At 69.9% G+C, this 17,593-nt stretch carries 16 protein-coding genes; 13 read left to right on the forward strand and 3 right to left on the reverse strand.

From position 1 onward, the window contains the following. The first annotated feature begins 294 nt into the window (after positions 1–294). On the forward strand, positions 295–798 hold the full coding sequence (locus tag ACFQVD_RS32995; protein ID WP_343966713.1) for a hypothetical protein: 504 nt from the start codon (positions 295–297) through the stop codon (positions 796–798). Positions 799–1,081: 283 nt separating this feature from the next. Here the strand turns inward: ACFQVD_RS32995 and ACFQVD_RS33000 are convergent, their stop codons facing one another. Further along, entirely contained in the window at positions 1,082–1,546 is a 465-nt protein-coding gene (locus tag ACFQVD_RS33000; RefSeq protein WP_386272976.1) for a hypothetical protein, read from the reverse strand. Further along, positions 1,543–2,136, reverse strand: coding sequence for a MarR family transcriptional regulator (locus ACFQVD_RS33005; protein ID WP_343966709.1), 594 nt, complete (start codon positions 2,134–2,136; stop codon positions 1,543–1,545). The genes ACFQVD_RS33000 and ACFQVD_RS33005 overlap by 4 nt, the downstream gene beginning before the upstream one ends. Positions 2,137–2,331: 195 nt before the next feature. On the opposite strand from ACFQVD_RS33005, the gene ACFQVD_RS33010 reads away from it, so the two are divergent. From ACFQVD_RS33010 to ACFQVD_RS33025, 4 genes are all read left to right on the forward strand, one after another. Beyond that, the gene (locus ACFQVD_RS33010; RefSeq protein ID WP_343966707.1) at positions 2,332–3,942 is read left to right on the forward strand and encodes an ABC-F family ATP-binding cassette domain-containing protein; all 1,611 of its coding nucleotides are present in this window, start codon (positions 2,332–2,334) and stop codon (positions 3,940–3,942) included. 63 nt (positions 3,943–4,005) lie between these two features. Then, on the forward strand, positions 4,006–4,824 hold the full coding sequence (locus ACFQVD_RS33015) for a hypothetical protein (protein ID WP_343966705.1): 819 nt from the start codon (positions 4,006–4,008) through the stop codon (positions 4,822–4,824). Between the two features lie 175 nt (positions 4,825–4,999). Further along, entirely contained in the window at positions 5,000–6,751 is a 1,752-nt protein-coding gene (locus ACFQVD_RS33020) for an RNA polymerase sigma factor (RefSeq protein ID WP_364155440.1), read from the forward strand. A gap of 217 nt (positions 6,752–6,968) precedes the next feature. Then, the gene (locus tag ACFQVD_RS33025) at positions 6,969–8,258 is read left to right on the forward strand and encodes a C40 family peptidase (RefSeq protein WP_364155442.1); all 1,290 of its coding nucleotides are present in this window, start codon (positions 6,969–6,971) and stop codon (positions 8,256–8,258) included. 35 nt (positions 8,259–8,293) lie between these two features. Here ACFQVD_RS33025 and ACFQVD_RS33030 read toward each other — a convergent pair whose 3' ends face one another. Then, on the reverse strand, positions 8,294–8,791 hold the full coding sequence (locus tag ACFQVD_RS33030; RefSeq protein WP_030905709.1) for an inorganic diphosphatase: 498 nt from the start codon (positions 8,789–8,791) through the stop codon (positions 8,294–8,296). A gap of 121 nt (positions 8,792–8,912) precedes the next feature. Here ACFQVD_RS33030 and dacB point away from each other — a divergent pair, with 121 nt between their 5' ends. The 8 genes from dacB (at position 8,913) to ACFQVD_RS33070 (ending at position 17,550) form a co-directional block, all read left to right on the forward strand. Next, the gene (gene dacB / locus ACFQVD_RS33035; RefSeq protein WP_343962176.1) at positions 8,913–10,274 is read left to right on the forward strand and encodes a D-alanyl-D-alanine carboxypeptidase/D-alanyl-D-alanine endopeptidase; all 1,362 of its coding nucleotides are present in this window, start codon (positions 8,913–8,915) and stop codon (positions 10,272–10,274) included. 51 nt (positions 10,275–10,325) lie between these two features. After that, the gene (locus tag ACFQVD_RS33040) at positions 10,326–11,420 is read left to right on the forward strand and encodes a zinc-dependent metalloprotease (RefSeq protein WP_343962499.1); all 1,095 of its coding nucleotides are present in this window, start codon (positions 10,326–10,328) and stop codon (positions 11,418–11,420) included. Positions 11,421–11,486: 66 nt separating this feature from the next. Next, positions 11,487–12,500: a tRNA lysidine(34) synthetase TilS gene (gene tilS / locus ACFQVD_RS33045; protein WP_343962178.1), complete on the forward strand. Its 1,014-nt coding sequence runs from the start codon at positions 11,487–11,489 to the stop codon at positions 12,498–12,500. Between the two features lie 13 nt (positions 12,501–12,513). Continuing rightward, complete coding sequence (hpt, locus tag ACFQVD_RS33050) at positions 12,514–13,071, forward strand: hypoxanthine phosphoribosyltransferase (protein ID WP_343962180.1); 558 nt, start codon at positions 12,514–12,516, stop codon at positions 13,069–13,071. Positions 13,072–13,350: 279 nt separating this feature from the next. Continuing rightward, a complete protein-coding gene (gene ftsH, locus ACFQVD_RS33055) occupies positions 13,351–15,360 on the forward strand; it encodes an ATP-dependent zinc metalloprotease FtsH (RefSeq protein WP_343962182.1) in 2,010 nt (669 codons plus the stop codon). Positions 15,361–15,362: 2 nt separating this feature from the next. Then, on the forward strand, positions 15,363–15,944 hold the full coding sequence (gene folE / locus ACFQVD_RS33060; RefSeq protein ID WP_343962184.1) for a GTP cyclohydrolase I FolE: 582 nt from the start codon (positions 15,363–15,365) through the stop codon (positions 15,942–15,944). Positions 15,945–16,261: 317 nt separating this feature from the next. Further along, positions 16,262–17,113, forward strand: coding sequence for a dihydropteroate synthase (folP, locus tag ACFQVD_RS33065; RefSeq protein WP_343962186.1), 852 nt, complete (start codon positions 16,262–16,264; stop codon positions 17,111–17,113). After that, the gene (locus tag ACFQVD_RS33070; protein WP_030905684.1) at positions 17,110–17,550 is read left to right on the forward strand and encodes a nuclear transport factor 2 family protein; all 441 of its coding nucleotides are present in this window, start codon (positions 17,110–17,112) and stop codon (positions 17,548–17,550) included. The genes folP and ACFQVD_RS33070 overlap by 4 nt, the downstream gene beginning before the upstream one ends. Positions 17,551–17,593: the final 43 nt, after the last annotated feature.

Consider the following 17,593-nt stretch of genomic DNA (forward strand, 5'->3'; position numbering starts at 1 on the left):
CGGGGGCCGGCCCGGAGCAGGCGCCGCCCACAACGGCCACCGCGTACCCCTGCTACGCCCTGCGCACGGCCGACGGCGGAGCGCTCGCCTTCGCCACCATCGAACGGAGCAGGCGTTACGACGTACGCCAGGGGCCGGAGCGCAACTATGTCAACCTGAAGGACAACGGGCTCCTGACCGGCAAGTACTACACCTACATGAAGCTCACCGAGCTGATCCAGGTCGTCGCCACCAGGTGGGCCCCACGTCCGGCGTGGCCGATTCTCGGACGTGGCTCCCTGCTTCGGACTTTGGGTGGAACGGGACGACCTCGACGAAATCGTCGGAATCCTGCGCCTGGATCCGCAGTCCAGGCGTGACGTGCGCCTGATCGAGGAAGCGCCCACGATGACGGACCGGTCCGTGAAGGACAGCCTCTGGATCGGACCCCACAGTCCTGGCTGGTCTGTAGTGATCAGCACCAGCGGCCCCGGCACGGGAGTGTGGCAGCTCAGCTCCGGAAACCGAGGAACGCTCATGGCCGGCCGACACCGGGAGATCGACGGCCTCTCCGACCTCGACTATTACCGAGATGGAAACGTGGTCGCAGAAATTCCAGGGATGCCATCGGGCGAATTGCTGCCCCCGCAGCTGCTCGAGCCCTATGCCCAAGGGCTTCCCCGGGACGGTTGTCCAATCGAGGGCGAAGAACGGCTGGCGCACGCCTTTCTGACCGTCGTGGGACGCATGACAGGCCGCTTCATGGACGAGGAGTGGTTCCTCGCTCCTGGCCGAGCCTACGATTTCCCTTCGATGTGAAGACCGACCTGCTCCAGGGCGTGGGAGCCCTGATCTTGTTCGGTCACCGAAGTCGGCTGCGGCGCCGGAAGCCAAGGCGGCCGCGGGCCCGCCGGGAGTCCTCGGTTCCCTGTCGGCTGTGAGGCCCGGCCCCGTACGAGCGGACGGCGCCGGGACGGCGGAAATCGAAATGTCCGGAAGACCGGTTCGCAGGTAACCTGCGCGAGGACCTTTGGAGAGGAATCGTCGCGGGGCACGTTGAGGTCGGGCAGCTCACTTACAAGCCATGACTCCCTGGGGCGTCTCAGTACGGGCTCATCTGGTCCAGCACCTTGGCGGCGAGTGCTACGAACTGCTCAGCTCTCTCCATGTCCCGCATGACGTCATCGGGAGTGATCTCCGGGGTGTCCGGACGCGGATATTCGGCGCTGTTGCGACGGCGGCGCATCCGGTCGAAGGACCGTAGTGCCTGCCCGAGCGGAGGGTCCAGTTGAGCCGTCACCACGTCCAGCACCGCGAGGTGCCCGCCCCGGCTCGTGGCACGCAGGCCCTGGTTTTCCAGGATCGACGCGAGAGCTTTCCGTGAGGCGTCGTAAACGAGCTGGTAGGCCCCGGTAGGGTCTGTCCCGACACCGCTACGGGCGAGAGCGATGTGCCGTTCGGCCTGGGTGAGCATGGTGTCGGCGTGCTCCCGACTCGGCGGCACCCGCTCCAACTGGCCGGCGGCCAGCATCGCGTCGATCCGGTCGCGTCCCTGCATCCATCTCACGATGTTCTCCGGTTCTGAATCAGGGGGTGGAGGGGCTTGCTCCGCAGGGACCTCACGAACGGGTCTCCCTGGTCGGAATTCCACGATGTCGGCGAGATCCGGCTGATGTTCACCTCGCGGCCGAGGATGTGTTCCGCCGCTCGTGCCGCGTCGTACAGTTCGTCCTCGTCCGGGGAGCCCACCACGAGGACGTCGATGTCACGCGGGGGCGACCCGGTCTGGTTCGCGTGCCGGGCGGCCCAGGAGCCGTAGATGTACGCCTCGTCGATGTTCTGGATCGGCCGGAGGAGGGGCGGCAGGACGGCCGCCGGGCCGAAGGTCACCGCCAGCAGATCGGTGAGCGGCCTGGCGACGATCGTGTCGGTGTCGGCGCGGATGAGGCGGAGGTTGCCGTGCCGTCTCTCCCGGGTCAGCCCGGCGGCGGCGAAGCGGTCCATCTCACGGCTCACGGTCGGCTGGGACACGCCTGTCCGTTTGGCGAGATCGGTCGTCGAGTACTCCTTCTCTGGGTGGAGGTACAGCCAGGCGAGCAGTTCGCCGACGGCATTGGACCGCAACAGGGGAAGCAGCAACGGCGGAATTTCCCTCATAGATGAATAGTACTATGCATCTATAGCATATCTGCGACCCTGTGTAGTCATTCGATCTCGAATCGCTTTCGTTTTCGGAAGTGAGAGCGCCGTCATGGGGTGGCACGGGCGGACAGTGCCGGGACGGCGGAAATCGAAATGTCCACCGGACCGGTTCGCGGGTACCCTGCGCGAGGACCTAGGAAGGGAATCGTCGTGGGGCACGTAGAGGTTGGTCATCTGACGTACGTTCTGCCGGATGGGCGGCCGTTGCTGGACGACGTGTCCTTCCGGGTCGGCGAGGGGGTCAAGGCGGCGCTCGTCGGGCCCAACGGGGCGGGCAAGACGACGTTGATGCGGCTGATCGCGGGTGACCTGCAGCCTGTCGACGGGAGCGTCGCCAGCTCCGGCGGCCTGGGGATCATGCGGCAGTTCATCGGCAGCATCCGGGACGGCCGGTCCGTGCACGACCTGCTGGTCAGTGTCGCCCCGCAGCGGGTGCGGGAGGCGGCGGCGAAGCTGGAGGCCGCCGAGCTGGTGATGATGGAGCGCGAGGACGAGAAGGCCCAGATGCGCTACGCGCAGGCCATCACCGACTACAGCGACGCCGGCGGCTACGACATCGAGGTGCTCTGGGACACCTGCGCGATGGCCGCGCTCGGCATGCCGTACGACGACTGCAAGTACCGCGAGGTCAACACGCTGTCGGGCGGTGAGCAGAAGCGGCTGGTGCTGGAGGCGCTGCTGCGCGGTCCCGACCAGACGCTGCTGCTCGACGAGCCGGACAACTACCTCGACGTGCCCGGCAAGCTCTGGCTGGAGCAGGCGCTCAGGGAGACCCCGAAGACCGTGCTGCTGGTCAGCCACGACCGGCAGCTGCTGGCCAACGCGGCGGACCGGATCATCACCGTCGAGTCCGGCAACATCTGGGTGCACGGCGGGGGGTTCGGCGGCTACGCCCAGGCGCGCAGGGAGCGCAACGAGCGCCTCGACGAGCTGAAGAAGCGCTGGGACGAGGAGCACGCCAAGATCAAGCGGCTGGTCCTGATGCTCAAGCAGAAGGCCAAGTACATGGACACCATGGCCGCCGCCTACCACTCGGCCCAGACCCGGCTGCGCAGGTTCGAGGAGGCCGGGCCGCCGGAGGCGGCGCCCAAGGAGCAGTTCATCAGCATGCGGCTGAAGGGCGGCCGGACCGCCAAGCGGGCGGTGATCTGCGAGCGGCTTGAGCTCACCGGCCTGATGAAGCCGTTCGACCTGGAGATCTGGTACGGCGAGCGGGTCGCGGTGCTGGGCTCCAACGGCTCGGGCAAGTCGCACTTCCTGCGCCTGATCGCCGGGGAGGAGGTCAGGCACACCGGGGTGGCCAGGCTCGGCGCCCGGGTCGTCCCCGGGCATTTCGCCCAGACGCACGCTCGCCCTGAGCTCATCGGCCGGACGCCCTGCGAGATCGTCATGACCGAGCACGCCCGGCTCAAGAACGAGGCGATGAAGGCGCTGTCCCGCTACGAGCTGGCCGGAACCATCGCCGAACAGCGTTTCGAGACGCTCTCCGGGGGGCAGCAGGCCCGGCTGCAGATCCTGCTGCTCGAACTGTCCGGCACCACCCTGCTGCTGCTGGACGAGCCGACGGACAACCTCGACCTGGCCAGCGCCGAGGCTCTCCAGGAAGGGCTGGACGCCTTCGACGGGACCGTGGTCGCGGTGACCCACGACCGTTGGTTCGCCGACGACTTCGACCGGTACCTGGTCTTCGGGGCCGATGGAAAGGTCTACGAATCGTCCGAGCCGGTGTGGGACGAGACCAGGGTGGTCCGCCAGAGGTAAAGACTCGGGTCGTTCCCGGCGCGTCGGAGTGGGAGCGGTGTCGCCACCGGTTATCACGGCTAGGTGACGCACAGCACCCGAATCGTCGGCGCCCTCGCCCTCCTGCTCCTCATCGGAAGTGCCGGATGCACCGATGAGGAGGTGGAGAAGAAGCGGGCCGCCGCGCTCCAGCCGATCGCGGTCAGGGAGCAGGCATCGTCCATCATCAAGGGTGACGATGGGTATGTGGTGAACTGGGCAGGAGTGCTGGCCAACACCAATCCGTGGCACTTCGGCGAGCACATCGTGGCCACCGTGGTGGCCAAGAACGCCGAGGGCAAGGAGGTGGTCCGGCTGGAACAGCCGCTGGACGCGGTGCCTCCCGCCGGAACCCTGCCCTTCACGGGCCAGGTGGTGACCCAGGACAGGCCCGCCGACGTGAGCATCGCGTACCGCCCGGCACGCTGGCATCTGGCCGGACGGATCGTCTCGGCCTTCCAGCCCTTCCCGGTCCGCGGCGTGCTGACCGACCGCACCGCCGACGGCAACTATCTCGTCACCGGCTATGTCGGCACCCCGTACGTGATGCCGACCCGCAGCCTGGCCGTCACCGCGCTCCTGCGCGACAAGCGGGGCAAGCTGCTCGGCGGCGGGAGCACGTTCGTGGACAACCTCCAGGCGGGTGAGAACCGCCGGTTCATCCTGCAGATCAAGAGTGTCCAGAACACCCGCGACATCGCCTCCGCCGAGGTGACCGCGCGCACCTGGGGGTCGAGCAGCCGTCCCTTCGAGCAGCTCGCCCTCGGCGGCGCGCTGCCCCTGCACACGGTCAAGCCGAGGATGCCCCCGTTCGCCAAGGACCGGGGCAGGCAGGCCCCGCTCGCGAGCGCCGCCCACCCGTGATCGGGAATTCTCTCCGTGCCATACCGATAAGCGCGATAAATGACTATTTTTCAATGTTTATGATTACGGGTCGCCAGGGATGGTTCACCAATTTTGTTGACTCCGCTGAGACAGTTGGAGTCACCGCGTAGAAACGGCTGGAACTTACGGTCGCCAATCGTTTACCTTCGGTTGCGTGACTGACGGTGTCCTGGTCGAAGCGTTGCGCGCGAGGGAACCTGCGGCCCTTTCCCGCCTCTACGACTCGTATGCGGAAAGCGTCTATCGATACTGCCATTCAATGCTCGGCGTCTCGGCGGACGCGGAACTGGCGTTCCTTGACACCTTCGTCGCGGCCGAGGCCCATGTTCACGCGCTCGCCGACTCCCGCCGGCTGGAGGCGTGGCTGTACGCACTCGCTCGGGGGGAGTGCGTGCGGCGCGATCCAGCCGGGGAGCCCGACCCGCGGGTCCCCGTTCCCGCGGGCGTCGGCGAGGCGGACCTGCGGGTGATGGCGTGGAACGCCACCCGGAGCCTGCCGCCCGAGGACCGGGAGGTCCTCGATCTGAGCTGCCGGCACGGATTCGGGCCCGTCGACCTCGCCGCGGTCCTGGGCGTCACCGCCAAGGTCGCGGCAGCGCGGTACGAATCGGCGAGGGAGCGGCTGCGCGACACCGTCACCGCGGAGGTCCTCGTCCGCAAGGGACCCCACGACTGCGCGAGCCGAGCCCGCGTGCTGACCGGCTTCGCCGGCGAGCTCACCGCGCGGGCGCGCGAGCGGGTGATCCGCCATGTGAACCGGTGCGACACCTGCGCCCCGCACCGGGTCAGGCAGGTCTCCGCGGCCAAGGTCTTCGACCTGCTCCCGGTGGTCGCGCCGCCGCCGACGCTGCGCGCGCGGGTGATGGACTGCTTCACCGACCCCGGGCGGATCCCCTACCGGCACGACGTCGCCCACCGGGTCGGCCCCCTAGACGCTGCCGGGTTTCCCGCCGGTACGGCACGCGGAGGTCGTCGCCGGCCCTACGTGATGGCCGGTACGGCGGTCGCGGTCGCCGCGTCGGCGGCGCTCGCTCTGCTCCTCACCCAGACCACCCTCCGGTCCGGGGAGGCGAGTCCCGGTGCCGCCTCGGGGATGTTCTCGGCGTCGGCGGAGCCTCCGGCCGCCCGGCGGCCGGAGGGGCGCCAGAGGCCGGAGGAGTACCGCGGACCCGAGGAGCCCGGCCGGTCAGGGGAGCGCCGGCGGGTGAACGTGCCGCCGGCGCCGGAGCCCGTCCGCGCGGAAACGGCCGTCGGGCGGACCGGCTCGCTCGGAGTGACGGAGCCGGTCGGCGTCACCGGGCCCGGCTCCGAGACCGACCGGCCGGTGCCGGCGCCGGGCCCGACCGGCCGCCCGGCGGAGACCCCGCCCGCACCGCCGGACAACAGACCTTCAGCCGGCGGACCGGTGCTGCCGGGGGCTCCCGGGGCCGGTGCGCCGGACGGGCGCCCCCCGCACCGCGACCACCACGGGCACCGGCCCCTCCGTCCCTGCCGTGACACACACCGATCGACGGACCCGGGCGGTCCGAGGCCCCCGCGAGGAGAACATGGGCCGCCCCGCGTGACCCCCCGGCCCCCGCAGGCGGACCCCCGGCCGCCGCGGGCGAATCCTCGGCCGCCGTATGCCGGCCCCGTGCCGCCGCCCGCCGACCCGCAGGCTCCGTCCACAGGCCCCGGGCCGTCACGGGGAGACCTGAGACCTCCGCGTCCCGGGCCGCGGGGAGTCCTCGGCCATCCGCGGGCCGCTCAGCGGCGGTCCCCGGACGCCTCCCGGCCGACATTTCCCGGATCGCATCCCCCGCCGCCCGGCTCTCCCGCGTTCTCCGGGCCTTCCACCTCACCGCGAGGGCCGGTCACACCCCTCGTCGAGCGGCGGCCTCCGGGCGGCAGCACGCCGGCCGTCTGAGCGTCGAGACGCTTTCGGCATCCCTTCGGCGGTACGGGCCGAGCCCTCCGCGAGCGGCGGTATTGTGGCGGGCGATGACTACGCGGCGTGAGTGTCATGTGTGCGTAGAGTGACGAATGGGAATGTTGAGGTAGGCCGCCTGGCAAGCGGCGACGCGCCGCGCTCCGCGGTGAGACCGCGGCAAGCGGTGTTCAAGGGGGACTCCGGGGGGAGACGCATGCATTCAGTCAGACGGCGCCGCCATGCCGCCGCGGTGGCGGGCCTGGCCTGCTGCCTGATCGCCGGGCAGGGACTCCCCGCCGGCGCCGTGCCCGGCCGGTCGGGGCCGGCCGACGATGCCGCGCCCGGCGGCGTGACGGGCCCGTCGGCCGACGAGGTCGCCGAGGCGCGGGCCATGGCCCGCGAGCGTGGCGAGCGGCTCGGCGAGACCACGGTCCTGGTCGCCGAGGCGCGGGCCAGGCTGGAGGAGCTGGTCACCACTGCGGAGAGGCTCGTCGAGTCGTACAACGGGGAGCTCGTCAAGACGGCTCGCGCCAAGGAGCTCTCGGTCCAGGCGGCCGAGCGGGCGAAGGCCGCCGGCTCCCAGGTCGCCAAGGCCCGCGAGGCGGTGGCCGCGATCACCGCCCAGAGCTACGGGGGACTGGACATCGCCCAGCCCATGATGGCCATGATGACCGGCAACGGCGGCCCCACGGACGACGGCTACCTGCGCAGGGCCAGCATTCTGGCCCACATGGGCGGAGGACAGGCCGAGACGCTCAAGCAACTGCGGGAGTCCCAGGAGGTCTTCGCCATCCTGCAGGCCCAGGCGGAGGACGCGTACGCCGGGCAGCGGGAGGCGCAGGCGGAGGCCGCGGAGGCGAAGCAGGCCGCGGAGGAGGCCGTCGCCAGACAGGTCGACGAGACCCGGCGGATCGAGGAGGAGCAGGCGCGGCTGGAGAAGCTGGCCGACGAGGCGCGGAGTACGGCCGAGAAACTCGCCAGGGAGCGCGAGGTGGCTCTGGAGCAGGCCAGGGTCGCCAGGGAGAACGCCGAGCGCGCCCGATACCAGGCGGCCGCGATGCGCCGCGAGGCGGCTCGGATGGGAGTGGCCTCGGGGGAGCCCGTGTCGCGCTGGGCGCTCAACGTGACCGCCGAGTCGGCCAGGGGCGACATCGCCGCGGACTGGGCGCTCACCCAGCTCGACAAGCCGTACGTGTGGGCGGCCGACGGACCGGCCGCCTATGACTGCTCGGGGCTGACCATGCGGGCCTGGGAGCGGGTCGGGATCGTCATGGACCACTGGACCGGCACCCAGTGGACCTCGGGCCCGCACGTGCGGCTCAGCGAGCTCCGCCGGGGCGACCTGCTCTTCTACGGGCAGGCCACGGGGAACCCCGGAGACATCCACCACGTGGGGATCTACGTCGGCCGGGGGCTGATGGTGCACGCCCCGCAGACGGGGGACGTGGTCCGGGTCGCGCCGATGTGGCGCAGCGACCTCATCGGCGCGACCCGCCCCGCGTGACGGCTCAGCGGCACTGAGCCGTCACCCGTGACGGCTCAGTGCTTGCCGGGGGCCTCGTCCTGGGCGCGCTTGATGGAACGGACGATCTCCTCCTCGGCCTCCACCCTGCCGACCCAGTTGGCGCCCTCGACCGACTTGCCGGGCTCCAGGTCCTTGTAGACCTCGAAGAAGTGCTGGATCTCCAGGCGGTCGAACTCCGGCACGTGGTGGATGTCGCGGATGTGCTCCATCCGGGGGTCGGTGGCGGGGACGCAGAGGACCTTGTCGTCGCCGCCCTTCTCGTCGGTCATGCGGAACATACCGACCGCGCGGCACTTGATCAGGCAGCCGGGGAAGGTCGGCTCCTGGAGCAGCACCAGGGCGTCGAGGGGATCACCGTCCTCGCCCAGCGTGTCTTCGATGAAGCCGTAGTCGGCGGGGTACTGCGTGGAGGTGAAGAGCATGCGGTCGAGCCTGATGCGGCCTGACTCGTGGTCCACCTCGTACTTGTTCCGTTGCCCCTTGGGAATCTCAACGAGAACGTCGAACTCCACCGCGTTTCCTCCACTCAGACCCCCGGGCACCCCCGGTTGGGCGTTAATGTCTCGTAGGCGTTTTATGCCTTTTGGGTACTGATGATGAGAGGTCGGCGACGTAATGCGGCGTGAGCGGTGGGTGGCCTTGGTCACTCTCGTCCTGCTGCAGATTTTCGTCGTCGCGGCCGGGGCACACCTGATCACCAGCGGTGCGCTGGTCAAAGGTGAGTCCGAGCGTGTCGCGCCGGCGGCGCCGCCCCCCGTCCCGGTCATCACCGCGGGTCCGGTGCTGGCCGCGGGGGGGAACGGACCTCTCCCCGCCAAGAGTACTTTGGCAGGGCGGTTGACCGAGGCGCTGGGGGACCCCGCCCTGGGGGGAAGCGTCGGGGCGGTGGTCGTCGACGCGGAGACGGGCGCCGTGCTGTTCGGCAGCCACGAGGCCAAGGGCATCACCCCCGCCTCCACCACCAAGGTCGTCACCTCTGTCGCCTCGCTGGCCTCGCTGGGGCCCGACACCAGGCTGAGCACCCGGGTGGTGCGGGGCTCCTCGCCGGGCTCGATCGTCCTCGTCGGCGGCGGCGACCCCACCCTGGCGAGCCCGAGAACGGCGGCGAGCCAGGTCTATCCCAAGCCCGCCTCGCTCGCCACCCTCGCCTCGCGCACCGCCAGGGCGCTCAAGGCGGCGGGGACGTCCAAGGTGACGGTGGCCTACGACGACTCCCTCTACGTGGGGCCGCGCACCGCCGCGTCGTGGAAGCCGGGCTACGTGCCCGAGGGCAGCGTGGCCCCCGTCACCGCGCTCATGGTCGACGAGGGCAGGGTCTCCAGCGGCGGCCAGAGAACCTCGGACCCCTCCCGCGCGGCGCACGGCGCGTTCGTGTCGCTGCTGTCGAAGTACGGCATCACGGTCTCCAAGTCCGCCAGGCGGGCCACGGCGCCGGCCGGTGCCCAGGAGATCGCCAGGGTCGAGTCCGCGCCGGTCTACGCCCTGGTCGAGCGGGCACTCACGCTCAGCGACAACGACCTCTCCGAGGCGCTGGCCAGGCACGTGGCGATCAAGGAGGGCGAGCCCGCCTCCTTCGACGGTGGCGCCCGGGCCGTCGCCAAGGTGCTGGCCAGGCTCGGCGCGGGCAAGGGCGTGCTGGTCTTCGACGGCAGCGGGCTGTCCCCCAGAAACCGCATCACCCCCGAGGCCCTGGCCCGCCTGGTCGCGGTGGCGGCCTCCCCGGCCAATCCCGGCCTGAACCCGATCGTCAGCGGCATGCCGATCGCAGGCTTCAGCGGCACCCTCGGGCACAGGTTCGACAAGACGCGCTCCGCCTACGGGCTCGTCCGCGCCAAGACGGGCACCCTGGACGGGGTCAACACGCTGGCGGGTATGACCACCACGCGCGCCGGACGCCTGGTGACCTTCGCCTTCATGGCGGACGACGTGCCACCCGGCTGGGGCAAGGCGGAGGCGGCCCTCGACAGGCTCGCGGCGGTGGTGGCCGCCAGTTGATCACAGGTTCCGGGTGCGCGGCCCGGGAAGGGAGCACGTACGGTGGACGGTATGCAGGTGATCGACTGGGATCTTGCCGTAGCGACCGGAACGCGCCTGGTGCGCCCCGGGCCGCAAGTGAGCCGAGAGGAGGCCCGGCAGGCCGTCGCCGATTTGCGGCGGCTCTCGCGTGAGGCCGAGGGGCACGTCCGCGAGTTCACCCGAATCGACACCGAGACCGCGCCACAGCCCGCGACCATCGTCGACAGGCCCGGCTGGATCAAGGCCAACATCGACGGGTTCCGGGTGGTGCTGGAGCCGCTCACCGAGCGGATGGCCGCCCGCGCCGGCCAGACGCCGGCGATCGTGGGCGCGATGGGCTCGCGCGTCACCGGGATCGAGGTGGGCGCGGTGCTGGCCTTTCTCGCCTCCCGTGTCCTCGGGCAGTACGAGCTGTTCCTGCCGCCGGACCCGACCGGCCAGGCGGCCACGGGGCGCCTCACCCTGGTGGCGCCCAACATCGTCCACGCCGAGCACGAGCTCAACGTCAACCCCGATGACTTCCGCCTCTGGGTCTGCCTGCACGAGGAGACCCACCGGGTGCAGTTCACCGGAGTCCACTGGCTGCGCGAGTACGTCAGGACGCAGACGACGGACTTCCTGCTGGCCTCCGACATCGACCTGCCCGCGCTGCTGGAGCGGCTCCGCTCGGCCGCCGGCACGTTCACGGACGTCATCAGGGGCGGCGAGGGCAACCTGATCGACGCGATCCAGACGCCCGAGCAGAAGGTGATCCTCGACCGGCTCACCGCGGTGATGACCCTGGTCGAGGGGCACGGCGACTACGTCATGGACGCGGTCGGCCCCTCGGTGGTCCCCTCGGTCGCCGACATCCGGGCCAAGTTCCACCACCGCCGCGAGGGCGGTTCCCGCTTCGACCGCACGATCCGCAAGCTGCTCGGCCTCGACCTCAAGATGAAGCAGTACGCCGAGGGATCGGCCTTCGTCCGCACCGTCGTGGGCCAGGTGGGCATCGACGGCTTCAACAAGGTCTGGACCTCGCCCGAGACCCTTCCCACCCAGGGAGAGATCTCCAAGCCCGAGCGGTGGATCGCCAGGGTGATCGACGCCCCGGCCATCTCCGAGGTCGGCGGCACTTCCGGCTAGGGCCCGAAAGAGCCCGAGGGGGACGCGCGGCGCCACCCCCCCGTCCGAGGCCGGACAATGGCGAGCATGGGTCCGCATCCCGCCGTCGCCGACGTCCGCCGTGCCGTACGGCACGCGCTGGGCGACCTGGAACCGGGCGAGCTGGTGCTGGCCGCGTGCAGCGGTGGCGCGGACTCCCTGGCCCTGGCCGCCGCGCTGGGTTTCGCCGCGCCCAGGGCCGGGCTCCGCGCCGGCCTGCTGACCGTCGACCACGGCCTGCAGGCGGGCTCCGGGGAGCGCGCGGCCGACGTGGTGCGGCTCGCACCCGGTCTGGGGCTCGACCTCGCCGAGGCGCTCGCGGTCTCCGTCGGCACCTCGGGAGGCCCTGAGGCGGCGGCCAGAGCGGCCAGGTACACGGCCCTGTCACAGGCCGCCGAGCGCCTCGGGGCGGCGGTGGTGCTGCTCGGGCACACCAGGGACGACCAGGCGGAGACCGTGCTGCTCAGGCTGGCCAGGGGGAGCGGCACCCGGTCGCTGGCCGGGATGCCCGCGCGGACCGGGATCTACCGGCGGCCGCTGCTGGGGCTCGGCCGCGCGACGACGGTGGCGGCCTGCGCGGCGCTCGGCCTGTCCCCGTGGGACGACCCGCACAACCTCGACGCCCGCTACGCCCGGGTCCGGGTCCGCGAGCGGCTGCTCCCCGCCCTGGAGGACGAACTCGGCCCCGGCGTCGCCGAGGCACTCGCCAGGACCGCCGACCTCTGCCGTGACGACGCCGACGCGCTCGACGCCTGGGCCGCCGAGGTCTACGCCCGTGTCGCGGTACGAGATTGCGCTCTTAGCGATATCGGGCCGGTGACGATGGCCGTACGGGACCTGGAACACCTTCCCGCGGCCGTGCGCCGCAGGGTGCTGCGGAGAGCGGCGATCGACGCGGGGGCACCACCCGGCACTCTCGCGGCCTCGCACGTCCTGCAGGTGGACCGTCTGGTCACCCAGTGGCGGGGACAGCGGCGGATAGAGGTGCCCGGGGGGGTGGGGGCGATCCGCCGGTATGACACCCTGATACTCGCCAGACAGTCAGTCAGCCCCGTTTCGTAAGGAAAAATCCCAGGTGGACGCAGCCGACATGGGCAAGGACCTCTCTAAGGTCCTCATTCCCGAGGAAGAGCTCCAGGCCAAGATCAAGGAGCTCGCGAGCCGGATAGACGAGGACTACGCGGGCCGGGATCTGCTGATCGTGGGCGTGCTCAAGGGCGCGGTCATGGTGATGGCGGATCTGGCGAGGGCGTTGCACGTGCCGGTGCAGATGGACTGGATGGCGGTGTCGTCCTACGGAGCGGGCACCAGGTCGTCGGGCGTCGTGCGGGTGCTCAAGGACCTCGACACCGACATCGCCGGCCGCCACGTGCTGGTCGTCGAGGACATCATCGACTCGGGCCTGACCCTGTCGTGGCTGGTGCACAACCTGAAGTCGCGCAACCCCGCCTCGGTGGAGATATGCGCCGCGCTGCGCAAGCCGGACGCGGTCAAGGTGCCGATCGACGTCAAGTACATCGGTTTCGACATTCCCAACGAGTTCGTCATCGGTTACGGCCTCGACTACGCCGAGCGCTACCGCAACCTCCCCTTCATCGGAACTCTCGCGCCGCACGTGTACGGAGCGGACTGAAAAGTACGCCCTGCGCGAAGTGTGTCATTCACAAACGCGACATTGCCCATAGCGGCGGGGAACACGGACCTACCTGACGTACGTTGGTAGAGAAAGCCGGTGCTGTCCGCGCGGTGACCCCGCGCGCCACGCCGGTGTACCTTCGGACGACCGAAGAGGTGGCCTCCGCCGCTTTCGGACAGTCAGTTGGAGCGGTTAGGGATACCGCGAACCCCGGGTCCGCCCGGGGTTGCCAGGCTCTGGTCAGGAAGGGACGGGCCCGCCGGGGTTCCGCATCGGATGGATCTCAAGCGATTTACACGTGGGCCACTGCTGTGGATCCTGGGCATCGTCGTTCTGCTGCTTCTCGTCACCACCATGTGGGGCGGCGACGGCAACTTCGAGAAGAGAGACACCTCTCAGATCATCAGCTGGATCAGCGAGGGCAAGGTCTCCAACGCGAAGATCATCGACAAGGAACAGCGCATCGAGGTCACGCTGACCGACGGCAAGCGCTACTACTCCTCGTGGGTGACCGGCCAGGGCGTTCAGCTCGCCGACCAACTCCAGACCGCCGTCGGGGCGAAGAAGCTCGACAAGGGCTACACCGTCGACGTGCCCAAGGAGAACTTCCTCCTCAGCCTCCTGGTGAGCTTCCTGCCGATCGTCATCATCGTGCTGATCTTCCTGTTCATCATGAACCAGATGCAGGGTGGCGGCTCCCGGGTGATGAACTTCGGCAAGTCGAAGGCCAAACTCATCACCAAGGACACTCCGAAGACCACCTTCGCCGACGTGGCGGGTGCCGACGAGGCCATCGAGGAACTCCAGGAGATCAAGGAGTTCCTGCAGGCCCCGGCCAAGTTCCAGGCGATCGGCGCCAAGATCCCCAAGGGTGTGCTGCTCTACGGCCCGCCGGGAACCGGTAAGACCCTGCTCGCCAGGGCCGTCGCCGGTGAGGCCGGGGTGCCGTTCTACTCCATCTCCGGTTCCGACTTCGTGGAGATGTTCGTCGGCGTCGGCGCCTCGCGAGTCCGCGACCTGTTCGAGCAGGCCAAGGCGAACGCCCCGGCGATCATCTTCATCGACGAGATCGACGCGGTGGGCCGCCACCGCGGCGCCGGTCTCGGCGGTGGTCACGACGAGCGCGAGCAGACGCTGAACCAGCTCCTCGTCGAGATGGACGGCTTCGACGTCAAGGGCGGCGTGATCCTGATCGCCGCGACCAACCGGCCCGACATCCTCGACCCGGCGCTGCTGCGTCCCGGCCGTTTCGACCGCCAGGTCACCGTCGACCGCCCCGACCTGGAGGGCCGCAAGGGCATCCTCAAGGTGCACGGTCGTGGCAAGCCGTTCGCCGAGGGCGTCGACCTCGACATCATCGCCCGCAGGACGCCCGGTTTCACCGGTGCCGACCTGGCCAACGTGATCAACGAGGCCGCGCTGCTCACCGCGCGGGCCGACCAGAAGCTGATCACGATGGAGCTCCTTGAGGAGTCCATCGACCGCGTGATGGCCGGTCCGGAGCGCAAGTCCCGGGTCATGTCGGACCAGGAAAAGAAGATCATCGCGTACCACGAGGGCGGTCACGCCCTGGTCGCGCACGCGCTGCCCAACTCCGACCCGGTCCACAAGATCACGATCCTGTCCCGCGGACGCGCCCTCGGCTACACGATGACGCTGCCGATGGAGGACAAGTTCCTGGCGACCCGCTCGGAGATGCTGGACCAGCTCGCGATGCTGCTCGGTGGCCGCACGGCTGAGGAGCTCGTCTTCCACGAGCCCACCACCGGCGCCTCCAACGACATCGAGAAGGCCACCTCCATCGCCCGCCGCATGGTCACCGAGTACGGCATGAGCGAGCAGCTCGGCGCCCGTAAGTTCGGCAGTGGCAACGCCGAGGTCTTCCTCGGCCGTGAGATGGGACACGAGCGCGACTACTCCGAGAAGATCGCCTCCACGATCGACGAGGAGGTCCGCCGCCTCATCGAGTCGGGCCACGACCAGGCCTGGGAGATCCTCGTCGAGTACCGCGACGTGCTCGACAACCTGGTGCTGGAGCTGATGGAGAAGGAGACTCTCTCCCGCGAGCAGGTTCTGCAGATCTTCGCCCCGGTCGTCGTCAAGGAGAAGAGGCCCTCCTACTCCGGCTACGGCAAGCGGCTGCCTTCCAACCGCCCGCCGATCCTGTCCCGCAAGGAGCAGTCCGGCAACGGCTCGCTTCCCCCCGGTGAGCAGGTGACCGAGGGTAACGGCGCCCTCCCCAATGGCTCGGGCCAGCCCGACCCCGTGCAGAGGGACGGGAACTGAGCGTGGGTGTCAAGCCACTGCCGGTCGACACGGTCCGGCTGGAGAGCGCGGTCCGCGAGATCCTCATCGCCATCGGTGAGGATCCCGACCGCGACGGTCTCCGGGACACCCCGGCCCGGGTCGCCCGTGCCTACGCGGAGCAGTTCGCCGGACTGGGGCAGACCCCCGAGGACGTGCTGACCACGGTCTTCGACGTCGACCACGACGAGATGGTGCTGGTCCGCGACATCGAGGTCTACTCGACCTGCGAGCACCACCTCGTGCCGTTCCACGGTGTGGCCCACGTCGGCTACATCCCCAACGAGAAGGGGCAGGTCACCGGCCTGTCCAAACTCGCCCGCCTGGTCGACGTCTACGCCAGGCGTCCCCAGGTGCAGGAGCGGATGACCTCCCAGATCGCCGACGCGCTCATGGAGGTGCTGGAGCCGCGCGGGGTCATCGTCGTGATCGAGTGTGAGCACCTCTGCATGACCATGCGGGGCGTCCGCAAGCCCGGCGCCAAGACGATCACCTCGGCGGTGCGCGGGGACTTCCGCAACAGCGACAGGACCCGCGCCGAGGCGATGGCCCTGATCATCCGCTGATCCCCGTCTCCCAGAGCGTCCGCGACAACCCCGTCAGGACCGCCCGCCGGCGGCCCGGGCGGGGTTCCGCGTTGTCGCCCAGAGAAATCCCCCAAGCTGACCTTGATCCGGCTAATATCGCCATACCCGGCAGGGCCGGGTGCTCTGCGATCTTCGGATCGCGGCGAACACGCCCAGGGTCCCCCCGGAGGAGGACGGATGCAGGCCGGACACCCCGACCAAAGGCCGTCCGCTCCGTGACGGGTGTACGGATCCGTGGCGGCACAAGCCGGACCCGCGAGACGGGCGGACGGTACGCAACGCCTAGGCTTGTCCGCATGACTACGTGGAGTGTGCCCGGGCTGCCGGACGTGGGCCGGTGTCTCGTGATGGGCGTGGTCAACGTGACTCCCGACTCCTTCTCCGACGGCGGCCGATGGTTCGACCCCGCGGAGGCCGTGCGCCACGGCCTGGAGTTGGTCGAGCAGGGGGCCGACATCGTCGATGTGGGAGGCGAGTCCACCAGGCCGGGCGCCGCGCGGGTGCCGCTGGAGGAGGAGGTGGCCAGGGTCGAGCCGGTCATCAGGGAGCTGAGTCGCGCGGGGGTCGCCGTCAGCGTCGACACCATGCGGGCCGAGGTCGCCCAGGTGGCGGTGGAGGCCGGGGCGAAACTGGTCAACGACGTCAGCGGAGGGCTGGCCGACCCGGCGATGCCCAGGGTCGTGGCCGCATCCGGCGTGCCGTACGTGGTGATGCACTGGCGGGGGCACAGCCACGCCATGCAGGAGCGGGCCGTGTACGACGACGTGGTGACCGAGGTCTGCCAGGAGCTCACCAAGCGGGTCGAGTCCGTGCTGGCCGAGGGGGTGGCGGAGGAACAGATCGTGCTCGACCCGGGGTTGGGCTTCTCCAAGAACCCCGACCACAACTGGGCTCTGATCGCGGGCCTCGACAGGCTCGCCGAACTGGGCCGTCCGCTGCTCGTCGGGGCCTCACGGAAACGATTCCTGGGTCGCCTGCTGGCCGCCCCGGACGGCACACCGCGTCCTTTCAGCCGCAGTGACGACGCCACGCTCGCCGTGACCGCCCTCGTCGCCCAGGCGGGGGCCTGGTGCGTGCGTGTGCACGATGTCCGCCCGAACGCGGACGCCGTCCGTGTGGCCGCCGCAGTTCAGAGAGCGAGACCATGAGCGTCGACACCACCGCCGTCGAGACGGTCAACCAGGCGTTCTACACCGCCATCGAGGACGCCGACCTCGACAAGATGACCGAGATCTGGGCCGAGGACATCGATGGCGAGCAGGTGAGCTGCGTGCACCCCGGGTGGCCGATCGTGAACGGCCGGCAGGAGGTGCTGCGCTCATGGGCGCTCATCATGGCCAACACGCCCTACATCCAGTTCGTGCTGACAGACGTCCGCGTCATGGTCCTGGGTGACGTCGCCATCCTCACCTGTGAGGAGAACATCCTCACCGCGGGAGACGAGGGTGATTCCAGCTTCGCCGCGGGCAAGGTGGTGGCGAGCAACACCTTCGTGCGCACGTCCGCGGGATGGCGGCTCTGGCTGCACCACGGCTCACCCGTGCTGCAGGGTGACGACGACGAAGAGGAAGAGGAGGTGGCGTGAGCGAGCGCACCGGCGAACGGCCCGACGGGAACGCCTCCCGGGT

Source organism: Streptosporangium amethystogenes subsp. fukuiense, assembly GCF_042665875.1.
Classification (GTDB): domain Bacteria; phylum Actinomycetota; class Actinomycetes; order Streptosporangiales; family Streptosporangiaceae; genus Streptosporangium; species Streptosporangium fukuiense.